Origin of the sequence: Conexibacter sp. CPCC 206217, from assembly GCF_030646165.1 — a bacterium.
GTDB lineage: Bacteria > Actinomycetota > Thermoleophilia > Solirubrobacterales > Solirubrobacteraceae > Conexibacter.
The window spans coordinates 609,875-620,597 of sequence record NZ_JAUTDO010000004.1; the positions used below are offsets into that span (position 1 = coordinate 609,875).

The window sequence follows — 10,723 nt, forward strand, 5'->3', positions numbered from 1 at the left end:
GCGCGGGCCCCCGCCCGCCACCTACAATCAGCGCTCGATGTCAGCGCCCCATCGCCCTGTCGATCCGCAGCAGTCCTTCCCCGAGCTGGAGGAGCAGGTCCTCGCGCGCTGGAAGCAGGACGACGTCTTCCCGGAGACCGTCCGCCGCCGCGCCGGGGCCAGACCGTGGGTCTTCTACGAGGGCCCGCCGACGGCGAACGGCAGACCGGGCGTGCACCACGTGCTCGCGCGCGTCTTCAAGGACATCTTCCCGCGCTATCGCACGATGACCGGCCACCTGGTCCAGCGCAAGGGCGGCTGGGACACGCACGGGCTGCCGGTCGAGCTGGCGGTCGAGGCCGAGCTCGGCTTCGACAAGAAGGAGGACATCGAGGAGTACGGCATCGCGAGATTCAACGCGATGTGCCGCGAGTCCGTCTTCAGATATCTCGAGGACTGGTCGAGGTTGACCGAGCGGATCGGCTACTGGGTCGACCTCGACGACGCCTACCGCACGCTCGACAACTCCTACATCGAGTCCGTCTGGTGGGCGCTGAAGACGATCTCGGACAAGGGCCTGCTGTCGGAGTCCTACAAGGTCGTGCCGCACTGCCCGCGCGACCAGGTGACGCTCTCCTCGCACGAGCTGGGCCAGCCGGGCGCCTACAGGGACGTGATCGACCCGTCCGTCTACGTGCGCTTCCCGGTGGTGGAACCGGCCGGACCGCTGCAGGCCGGCGACGAGCTGCTGGCGTGGACGACCACGCCGTGGACGCTGCCGAGCAACGCCGCCGTCGCGGTCGACCCCGAGCTGACGTACGTGCGGGCGCGCGGGGGCGAGAAGGCGGCGGAGGCTGCTTCTGACGCCGTCTTCGTGCTCGCCGAGGCGCTGGTCGAGCGCGTGCTGGGCGAGGGTGCGGAGGTGCTGGCACGCTTCCCCGGCGGAGAGCTGGACGGCGCTCGCTACCAGCCGCCGTTCGACTTCATCCCCGGTTCCGCCTACGGCGAGCGCGGCCACACCGTGCTGCTGGGCGACTTCGTCACCGCCGACGACGGCACCGGCATCGTGCACACCGCGATCGCGTTCGGCGAGGACGACTTCCGCCTCGGCGAGCAGTACGGGCTGACGGTCGTCAACCCGGTGCGCCCCAACGGCACCTACGACGAGCGGATGGGCGCGTGGGCCGGGCGCAGAGTCAAGGAGGTCGACCACGACCTCGTCGAGGACCTGCGCACCCGCGGACGCCTGCTGCGCGCCGAAGACTACGAGCATTCCTACCCGCACTGCTGGCGCTGCGGCACGCCGCTGATCTACTACGCGAAGCCGTCGTGGTACATCCGCACGTCGCAGATCCGCGACAGACTGCTCGCCTCCAACGAGTCGGTCAACTGGTACCCGCCGCACGTCAAGCACGGCCGCTTCGGCAACTGGCTCGAGGGCAACGTCGACTGGGCGCTGTCGCGCGAACGCTACTGGGGCACGCCGCTGCCGATCTGGCGCTGCAGCGCCGGTCACCTCCACACGATCGGCTCGTTCGACGAGCTGGAGCAGCTGTCGGGCGTGCGCCTGGAAGACGCGCACCGTCCGTACGTCGACGAGGTCGAGTTCCCCTGCGGCGACTGCGGCGAGCCGATGAGACGCGTGCCGGAGGTGATCGACGTCTGGTTCGACTCGGGCGCGATGCCGTTTGCGCAGTGGCACGCCCCGCACGAGAACGAGGAGGTCTTCAGAGATCGCTTCCCGGCGGACTACGTCTGCGAGGCGCTCGACCAGACGCGCGGCTGGTTCTACTCGCTGCTCGCGGTCTCGACGCTGCTGTTCGACCAGTCGTCGTACAAGAACGTCGTCTGCCTCGGCCTGATCCTCGACGCCGACGGCCAGAAGATGTCGAAGTCAAGAGGCAACGTCGTCGTCCCCGACGAGGTGCTCGACAGATATGGCGCGGACGCCCTGCGCTGGTACTTCTTCACCTCCAAGCAGCCGTGGGACGGGTACCGCTTCTCGCACGAGACGATCGGCGAGATGGTGCGGCAGTTCCTGCTGCAGCTGTGGAACACGTACGGCTTCTACGTGATGTACGCGAACGCGAACGGGATCGCGCCGGCGCCGGCGCCCGACGCGTCCGAGCTGACCAACGAGCTGGACAGATGGGTGCTGTCGCGGCTGTCGGCGACCGTCGCGCTGGTGCGCGAGCGGATGGACGACTACGACGCGACGACCGCGGGCCGCGCGATCCAGGCGTTCGTCGACGACCTCTCCAACTGGTACGTGCGCCGCTCGCGGCGGCGCTTCTGGGACGGTGACGCGGACGCCTTCGCGACGCTGCACCACGCGCTCGTGACGGTCTGCCAGCTGCTGGCGCCGTTCACGCCGTTCCTCGTCGACGAGATCTTCCGCAACCTGCAGCCCGACGGCGAGGCGAGCGTCCATCTGACCGACTTCCCGCTCGCGGTGCCGCGCGACGAGGAGCTGGAGTTCGCGATGGGCGTCGCGCGCGAGGCCGTCACGCTCGGCCTGGCCGCGCGCGGGCAGTCGAAGATCAAGCTGCGTCAGCCGCTGCACGCGGCCGTGATCGTCGCGACCGGCAGAGAGCGCGTCGCGCTGCAGCGGCTCGCCGACGTCGTGCGCGACGAGCTGAACGTGAAGGAGCTGCGCTTCGCCGCCGCCGCCGACGAGCTCGGCCGGATCGAGGTCAAGCCCAACTACCGCGCGCTCGGCCCGCGCTTCGGCAAGTCGATGCCGCTCGTCGCCGCCGCCGTGGCGGCGCTCGACCCGGCCGGCGTCGCGAGCGCGCTGCGCGAGGACCGCACCGTCGGGATCAGCGTCGAGGGCAGGGACCACCAGCTCGGCGCGGATGACCTGATCACCGCGATGCAGCCGCTCGACGGCTATCAGCTGGAGCGCGAGGGCTCGCACGCGGTTGCGCTGGAGCTGACGCTCGACGACGCGCTGCGGCGCGAAGGCACCGCACGCGAGATCGTCCACGCAATCCAGGCCGCGCGCAAGAACGCCGGCCTCGACATATCCGACCGCATCAGGCTGCAGCTGACCGGCAGCGAGCTGCTCGCGACCGCCGTCGGCGAGAACCGCGACTACATCGCGCGCGAGACGCTAGCGGTCAGCGTCGACTTCGAGACGACTGCCGCGCTGAACGGCGATGGGACGGTCTCGATAGACGGCGAGCCGTTGCGGATCGCTGTGACGGCTGTCGCGGGCTGAGCGGGCGGTGCCGCGTTGCGTGACGCCCGCCTCGTGGTGCGTAGTGCGTGGGGCTGTTGCGAGTCCCACCGATCAACGCCTGGTGGAACGCGTTGTCCCGGCGACTCGGTGCAGCGATCGGGCTCACGCCGCGCGTCCGCGGCGGGTTAGCGGGGAGGCCGGCGCGGGGACTCACCCCCGCCGCGCGTGGATCTTGTCGATCAGCCCGTACTCGACCGCCTGCTCGGGGGTGAAGAAGCGGTCGCGTTCCATGTCCTCGTGGATCTGCTCGATCGGCTGGCCGGTGTGGAGCGCGTACAGCTCCTCGACCCGGCGGCGCGAGTCGAGGATGTTCTCAGCGTGGATCGCGATGTCGGTCGACTGGCCCTGGAAGCCGGCGGACGGCTGGTGGTTGAGGATGCGGCCGTTGGGCAGCGACATCCGCTTGCCTCTGGCGCCGCCCATCAGCAGGAACGAGCCCATCGACATCGCGATCCCGACGCAGATCGTCGCGACGTCGGGCTTGATCAGCTGCATCGTGTCGTAGATCGCGAAGCCCGCCGTGACCGATCCGCCGGGCGAGTTGATGTAGAGGTTGATGTCCTTGTCGGGATCGACCGACTCGAGGTGAAGCAGCTGGGCGACGACGAGGTTGGCGATCGCGTCGTCGACCTCCTGCCCGAGGAAGATCACGCGCTCGTTCAGCAGGCGCGAGTAGATGTCGAACGAGCGCTCGCCGCGCGGGCTCTGCTCGACGACCATCGGGACGAGCGGGGACATGGTGCTCCTTGCCGTTCGAGGTGTTGCGCGCAACCAGGTGGTTGCGCATTCGATGGCGCTAGACTAGCAACCCTTGAGTTGCGCAATCCCGAGGAGCCGTCGATGACCGCCGAGCCTGCCGCCGCCGTCCACCGCGCCGTCGTGCTGCCCGTCTCCCGCGCCGACGCCTGGCGCGCCGTCACCGATCCCGATCAGCTCGCCTGTTGGCTCGCCGACGAGGTCGAGCTGGACGCGCGCGCGGGCGGCGCCGCGCGCTTCGCCTGGGAGGACGGCAGCGCCCGCGTCGGCGTCGTCGACGAGCTGACCGAGCAGCGCCGCATCGCCTTCCGCTGGCACGCGGACGGCGAGGCGGACGAGTCGGTCGTCGAGTTGACGCTCGACGACGTCGAGGGCGGGACTCGCGTCTCGGTCTTCGAAGCCCGTAGCGACGCGCTCGAGCAGGGTGACGCCGCCATGACCCCGGCCGGAACGCCGACCGCATGGACGCAGCGCATGGGCGCGCTCGCGGCCTGCTCCGTCTGCGCCTGGACGTGAACCGGGCGCGGGCGACGGCGGCGGGAGTGCGACGTGAGCCCTGAGCTGTCAGCCGCCGGCGGCGACGACCGCTTCGCGGGGGCGGTCTTCGCCGCGCTCGCCGATCCGACGCGGCGCGCGGTCGTGCGCGAGCTGTCGCGCCAGCCCGCCGCGACGACGACCGCGACCGCGCTGGCGGCCGAGCTGCCGATCTCGCGCCAGGCGATCGCGAAGCACCTCGCGACGCTCGCGGGCGCGGGGCTCGTCGCGACCGAGAGAGCCGGCCGCGAGACCCGCTACCGTCTCACCCCTGACCCGCTTGACGACGCGCTCCGCTGGATCGCCGAGTGCGGTGGCCAGTGGGACCGCCGCCTGGAGCGCCTGCGCCGCCACGTCGGCGGCTGACGCGCAACAGGATGGGCGGCGCGTCCGCGCCGCCCATCGTCCGTCCAGGCGCTGCTGAAGCAGGGTGCTGCTGCTAGGCGGCGAGCGCCGGCTCCAGCTCTGCCTCGAGCTTGCGCTTCGGGTAGGCGCCGACGACCTTCTTGGCGACCGCGCCGTTCTTGAAGAGGATCAGCGTCGGGATCGAGAGGACCTCGAAGTTCATCGCCGTCTGCTGGTTGTCGTCGACGTTCAGCTTGACGATCTTGAGCGCGTCGCCCTTCTCGCCGGCGATCTCTTCCAGCACGGGGGCGACCATGCGGCACGGGCCGCACCAGGGCGCCCAGAAGTCGACCAGCACGGGCACGTCGGACTCGATGACCTCGGCCTGGAAGTTGTTGTCGGTGACCTCGGTGATGGTGCCTGCCATGGGGGCTCCTTGCGGGATAGAGCTGCTTGCTTCAGAAAGTATAGTGCGCCCGTCGAGGCGTCTGCGAACGCTCAGCATCGCATGCGCGTGCGCGTCGTGGGCGGGGTGGCTAGGCTCGCGTCATGGCCGATCCCACCAACAGCGAGATCGCGGCCGCCTTCGACGAGCTGGGCGATCTCTACGAGCTCGACGGGGCGATCGTCCATCGCGTCGTCGCCTACCGCAACGCCGCCAAGGTCACGCGCGACGCGTCCGTCTCGGTCGCCCAGCTGACGCGGGCCGGTCGCGTGACCGAGCTGCCGGGCATCGGCGCGACGCTGGAGACGAAGCTCGTCGCGCTCGTCGAGTCCGGCGACATCCCGCAGGCCGTCAGACTGCGCGCGAAGTTCCCCGCCGGCCTGCTGGAGATGACGCGGCTGCCCGGCCTCGGCCCCAAGCGCGCCCGCCGCCTCTACGAGGAGCTGGGGATCGACTCGCTGCAGGCCCTGGAGACCGCCGCCAGACAGCAGCGGATCCGCGACCTGAGGGGCTTCGGCGCCAGAGCGGAGGAGAATTTCCTCGCCGCGATCGCGCGCGCGACCGCCGACGCCGACGCGCGCGGCGGCGGCTCCGGTCGCTTCGTGCTCGACCGCGCGCTCGCGATCGCCGAGCCGCTGCTGGAGCTGCTGCGCGCCCATCCGGCCTCGCACCGCGTCGAGCTGGCCGGCTCCGCGCGCCGCTGGGCGGACAGCGTCAAGGACCTCGACATCATCGCCACCGCCGACGACCCGCGCGCGCTGGCGGAGGCGCTGACGGGCTCCGACCTGGTCGAGAGCATCGCCGGCCTCGGCGACAACGGCGCGCGCGTGCGCACCCACAACGGCATGGGCGTCGACCTGAAGGTCGTCGCGCCGGACCAGTTCGGCAACGTGCTGCAGCACTTCAGCGGTTCCAAGGAGCACAACGTCGCACTGCGCGAGGCGGCCGTGAAGGCCGGGCTGCACGTGTCCGAATACGGGATCCTCGACGACGCGACCGGCGAGACGTTGCGCTGCGCGACCGAGGAGGAGGTCTACGCGAAGCTCGGCTACGCCTACATCCCGCCGGAGCTGCGCGAGAACCGCGGCGAGCTGCAGGCGGCGAGGCTGGAGGGCGGCGCCGGCCTCCCGCACCTGATCACCGTGGAAGACCTCAAGGGCGACCTCCACAGCCACACCGTCGCGTCCGACGGCAGAGACGAGATCGAGGCGATGGCGGAGGCGGCGCAGGCGCTCGGCTACGAGTACCTCGCGATCACCGACCACTCCGCATCGCACGGCTTCGGCGACGACGTCTCGCCGGCCCAGTTGGAGGAGCAGATCGAGCGGATCCACGCCGCCAACCTCGCCTTCGACGGGATCGAGCTGCTGGCCGGCAGCGAGGTCAACATCCTGCCCGACGGCTCGCTCGACTACCCCGACGAGCTGCTGCAGCGGCTCGACTGGGTGATCGCCAGCGTGCACTCGTCGTTCTCGCTCGGCGAGCGCGAGATGACCGAGCGCGTGATCGCCGCGATCGAGCACCCGTGGGTCGACGCGATCGGCCACCTGACCGGCCGCAAGATCGAGGCGCGCCCGCCGTACGCGCTCGACGTGGCGCGGATCTTCGAGGCGGCCGCCCGCACCGGCACGATGATCGAGATCAACGCCGCGCCGGACCGCCGCGACCTCAACGACGTGCACGCCCGCGCGGCGGCGCAGGCCGGCGTGACGATCCTCGTCGACAGCGACGCCCACCGCACGCGCACGCTCGCCGCCAGCCGCCGCTACGGCATCGCGACCGCCCGCCGCGCGTGGCTGACGGCCGAGCAGGTCGCCAACACGCGCAGCTGGAAGGATTTCGCCCCATTGCGCAAGCGCGCCCGCGCGTCCTGACGCGCGGTTAGGCTGCCGGGCGTCACTCCATCAAAAGGACGGAACGCGATGCAGCAGGATCTGCTGGAGCAGATGAAGAAGAACCAGCGCTGGCTGATGATCGCCGGCGTGCTGGCCGTGATCGGCGGGGTGATCGCGATCCTCGTGCCGGCGGTCGCGTCGGTGACGGTCGCGATCTTCATCGGCTGGATGCTCGTCTTCGGCGCGATCTTCCTGTTCGTCGACGCCTTCGCCGTGCGCGACATCGGCCGCCTGGTGCTGCGCGCACTGCTCGCCCTGATCACGCTCGCCGCCGGCGTCTCGCTGCTGGTCGCGCCGCTCAGAGGCACGTATACGCTGACGGTGCTGCTGGTGCTCTACTTCGCGCTCGCCGGGGTCGTGCGGATCGGCGTCGCGATCGCCGAGCGCGGGCTGCCGGGCGCCGGGATGACCGCCTTCAACGGCGTCGTCACGCTGATCCTCGCGGTTCTGATCGGCGCCAATCTGCCTGAGTCATCCGACTGGGCGATCGGCCTGCTGGTCGGGATCGACTTCCTCTTCTTCGGCTTCGCCGCGATCTCCGCTGCGAGCGCTTTGAAACGCTCCACTCCGTAGTCAAACCGAACTTGAGGGGCCTTCACAGGTTTCTCACAGTTTCATGACGGGGCGGTCACGAGTCGGAGGCGGATCGCGACCACAGTGACACACGGCCGCACGATGCGGTCACCGTCACGCTCCCTCCCCGTTCCCTCCCGAAGGACTCAATTGACTCCCTCCTCGCCGCGTCACGCGCGGCGCCGTGGGCGCCTGCCCGCTGCGCTGCTCGCAGGCGTTTCGCTCGCGGCCGCGATCCCGACAGTCGCGCAGGCGGCCGACTCGCTGGCCCTCACGGACAAGACCGAGCAGGTCGGTCCGGGCATCTCGCTCCAGCACCTCAAGACGCTCGACGCCAGAGGCTGGGTCGACGAGCAGATCCTCACCGTCGATCTCGCCAACAGAGCGGTCACCCCCGACCTGCTCGCCGGTGACACCGTCACCAGCGCGGGCCCGATCTCAAAGAAGGCCGACAAGGCCGGCGCGTTCGCCGGCGTCAACGGCGACTTCTTCGACATCGACAACTCCAACGCCGCGCTCGGCGCCGAGGTCAGAAGCGGCGAGCTGCTGAAGAGCACCGACTGGGACGGCCACCTGCAGGCCGGCGTCACCAGAGACGGCATCGGCCAGCTCGTCGACATGGCCGTCGACGCGCACGCGACGTTCAGCGGCAGCGACCACACGGTCCGCACGATCAACGCCGCCAACGGCGGCGGCCTGCCGGCCGACTCGCTCGTCGCGTTCACGTCGAAGTGGGGCACCTACGCTCGCAACCGCGGCATGCTCAGAGCGACCAACGTCGCCGAGGTGCTCGTCCAGAACGGCAAGGTCGTCTCGGTCAACGCGACCGGCGCCGGCGCGGGCGAGATCCCCGCCGACGGCTTCTACCTCGTCGGTCGCGACTCCGCGGCTGACGCGCTGCGCGCGCTGCAGCCCGGCGACGACGCGACGCTCACGTACGGCCTCAGCAACGAGATCGCCAGACAGCTGCAGTTCAGCGTCGGCGGCAACGTCGTGCTCGTCAGAGACGGCGCCGCCACCCCGCAGGACGACACCAGCATCGCCCCGCGCACCGCGATCGGCTTCAAGGACGGCGGCAGAACGATGCTGCTGGTGACCTGGGACGGTCCGGGCGGCACGGGCAGAGGCGGCGTGACGCTGAAGTACATGGCCACCGAGCTGACTCGCCTCGGCTCCGAGACGGCCCTCAACCTCGACGGCGGCGGCTCGACCACGATGGTCGCCCGCGGCCTCGGCGACGACAGAGTCTCCGTGCGCAACGTCCCGTCCGACGGCGGCGAGCGCAACGACCCCAACGGCGTCGGGGTGTTCGTCAAGCCCGGCAGCGGCATCGCCGAGCAGCTCGTGCTGTCGCCCAGCGACGACGACGCTCGCGTCTTCCCCGGCCTGCACCGCACGCTGCGCGTCAAGGCCGTCGACGACAACATGGTCGCCGTCCCGGTCCCGCGCGGCGACGTGCGCTGGTCGGTCAACGAGGGCAGCGTCGACGGCGGTCTGCTGAAGGCGCCCGAGAACGTCTTCGGCCAGCTGCGCGTCCGCGCCACGACCGACACGGCCCAGGCCGAGCAGGTCGTCAGAGTGCTCGGCGAGCTGACCTCGCTGGAGATCGACAGAACGCGTCTCTCGATCGCCGCTCCCGGCGCCGACAACTCGGTCGTCCTGAGAGTCACCGGCCGTGACGCGGAGGGCTTCACCGCTCCCGTCAGCGCGACCGACCTCGACCTCGACTACGACGACTCGGTGGTCAGCATCACGCCGGTCGGCGACCAGCTCAGAATCACCCCGAAGGCGATCGGCGGCACGCTGCTGACGCTGTCCGTCGGCGGCGAAGAGGTCCAGCTGCCGATCACGATCGGCGTCGAGACCTCGACGGTCTACGACTTCCAGGACGGCGGCGCGAACACGCGCTGGATCACGAACGGCACGGCCGGCACGAGAAAGGTCCTCACGAACACGCCCGAGGGCCTGCAGCTCGAGTACGGCGCCGCCCGCAACATGGGCTTCGGCACGAGATCGCTCGCGACCGACACGGTGCCGCTCCCCGGTCAGCCGCTGGCGGTCCGCATCAGACTCAAGTCGTCGGTGCCGGTCTCACTGACCTACGCCGTCTTCCGCGACCCGGCCGGCACCTCGGTGACGGTCTACGGCCCGGCGATCAGAGGCAGCGACCAGTGGCAGACGGTCGAGTTCACGCCGCCCCCGTCGACGAGATTCCCCGTCAGATTCTCCTACTTCCAGGCGATCGAGACGAACGTCGCGCTGCAGAGAGACGGCGTGCTCGTCTTCGGCGGCATCGAGATCGACAACCCGCCCCCGGTCGAGATCCCCGGCCTCGCGCCGCTGAAGGCCGACCCGATCATCTCCCCGGACGGCAACCTGCAGGACGGCGAGGACTTCACCTTCGCCACGCTCTCCGACGTCCAGTTCACGCATGTCAACACCGAGATGGTCCCGGTTGCGATCCAGGCGCTGCGTCGCATCCGCGCGACGAGACCTGACCTCGTCGTGCTCAACGGCGACATCGTCGACCTCGGCGAGGCGTCCGACATCTCGCTCGCCCGCAGAACGCTCGAGGCCGGCGGCTGCAGACTGATCGAGCTCGGCACCCCGACGGTCCCGGACCCGACGGACGACTCGATCCCCTGCCTCTACGTCCCCGGCAACCACGAGTCGTACGCGCCCGCCGGTCAGGGCACGCTCGACGCGTTCAGAGCCGAGTTCGGCAGAGACTACGGCTACACGGACCACAAGGGCACGCGCTTCATCACGCTCAACAGCTCCTATGGCTCGCTGCGCTCGTCGGACTTCGCCCAGCTGCCGTACCTGCAGCAGGCGCTCACCGACGCGGCCGCTGACGACTCGATCGACAACGTGATGGTGTTCGCGCATCACCCGGTGCTCGATCCGAGAGACACGCACGACTCGGAGCTGGGCGACCGCACCGAGGTGCAGCTC

General features: G+C 70.2%; 8 protein-coding genes. 6 read left to right on the forward strand and 2 right to left on the reverse strand.

Features of this window, described 5'->3' with window-relative positions:
• Nucleotides 1–37 precede the first annotated feature (37 nt).
• Nucleotides 38–3,199: an isoleucine--tRNA ligase gene (gene ileS / locus Q7L65_RS14135; RefSeq protein ID WP_304722088.1), complete on the forward strand. Its 3,162-nt coding sequence runs from the start codon at nt 38–40 to the stop codon at nt 3,197–3,199.
• Nucleotides 3,200–3,370: 171 nt separating this feature from the next.
• Here ileS and Q7L65_RS14140 read toward each other — a convergent pair whose 3' ends face one another.
• Nucleotides 3,371–3,958, reverse strand: coding sequence for an ATP-dependent Clp protease proteolytic subunit (locus Q7L65_RS14140; RefSeq protein WP_304722090.1), 588 nt, complete (start codon nt 3,956–3,958; stop codon nt 3,371–3,373).
• A gap of 102 nt (nt 3,959–4,060) precedes the next feature.
• Between Q7L65_RS14140 and Q7L65_RS14145 the strand changes: the two genes are divergently transcribed.
• Together Q7L65_RS14145 and Q7L65_RS14150 are read left to right on the forward strand one after the other, a co-directional pair.
• A complete protein-coding gene (locus Q7L65_RS14145; RefSeq protein WP_304722091.1) occupies nt 4,061–4,492 on the forward strand; it encodes an SRPBCC domain-containing protein in 432 nt (143 codons plus the stop codon).
• Nucleotides 4,493–4,525: 33 nt separating this feature from the next.
• Nucleotides 4,526–4,876: a helix-turn-helix transcriptional regulator gene (locus Q7L65_RS14150; protein ID WP_304722092.1), complete on the forward strand. Its 351-nt coding sequence runs from the start codon at nt 4,526–4,528 to the stop codon at nt 4,874–4,876.
• 73 nt (nt 4,877–4,949) lie between these two features.
• Here the strand turns inward: Q7L65_RS14150 and trxA are convergent, their stop codons facing one another.
• Complete coding sequence (gene trxA, locus Q7L65_RS14155; RefSeq protein ID WP_304722093.1) at nt 4,950–5,282, reverse strand: thioredoxin; 333 nt, start codon at nt 5,280–5,282, stop codon at nt 4,950–4,952.
• Between the two features lie 122 nt (nt 5,283–5,404).
• On the opposite strand from trxA, the gene polX reads away from it, so the two are divergent.
• The 3 genes from polX to Q7L65_RS14170 all read left to right on the forward strand — a co-directional run.
• Nucleotides 5,405–7,174, forward strand: coding sequence for a DNA polymerase/3'-5' exonuclease PolX (gene polX / locus Q7L65_RS14160; protein ID WP_304722094.1), 1,770 nt, complete (start codon nt 5,405–5,407; stop codon nt 7,172–7,174).
• Between the two features lie 48 nt (nt 7,175–7,222).
• Nucleotides 7,223–7,768, forward strand: coding sequence for an HdeD family acid-resistance protein (locus Q7L65_RS14165; protein ID WP_304722095.1), 546 nt, complete (start codon nt 7,223–7,225; stop codon nt 7,766–7,768).
• Nucleotides 7,769–7,918: 150 nt separating this feature from the next.
• Nucleotides 7,919–10,723: phosphodiester glycosidase family protein (locus Q7L65_RS14170; RefSeq protein WP_304722096.1), on the forward strand; the 2,805-nt coding region annotated here is incomplete at its 3' end.

What these genes read in the sequence shown, in the direction of transcription:
- ileS (WP_304722088.1), top strand. Translation starts at nt 38, where the DNA reads ATGTCAGCGCCCCATCGCCCTGTCGATCCGCAGCAGTCCTTCCCCGAG.
- Q7L65_RS14140 (WP_304722090.1), bottom strand. Translation starts at nt 3,958, where the DNA reads ATGTCCCCGCTCGTCCCGATGGTCGTCGAGCAGAGCCCGCGCGGCGAG.
- Q7L65_RS14145 (WP_304722091.1), top strand. Translation starts at nt 4,061, where the DNA reads ATGACCGCCGAGCCTGCCGCCGCCGTCCACCGCGCCGTCGTGCTGCCC.
- trxA (WP_304722093.1), bottom strand. Translation starts at nt 5,282, where the DNA reads ATGGCAGGCACCATCACCGAGGTCACCGACAACAACTTCCAGGCCGAG.
- polX (WP_304722094.1), top strand. Translation starts at nt 5,405, where the DNA reads ATGGCCGATCCCACCAACAGCGAGATCGCGGCCGCCTTCGACGAGCTG.
- Q7L65_RS14165 (WP_304722095.1), top strand. Translation starts at nt 7,223, where the DNA reads ATGCAGCAGGATCTGCTGGAGCAGATGAAGAAGAACCAGCGCTGGCTG.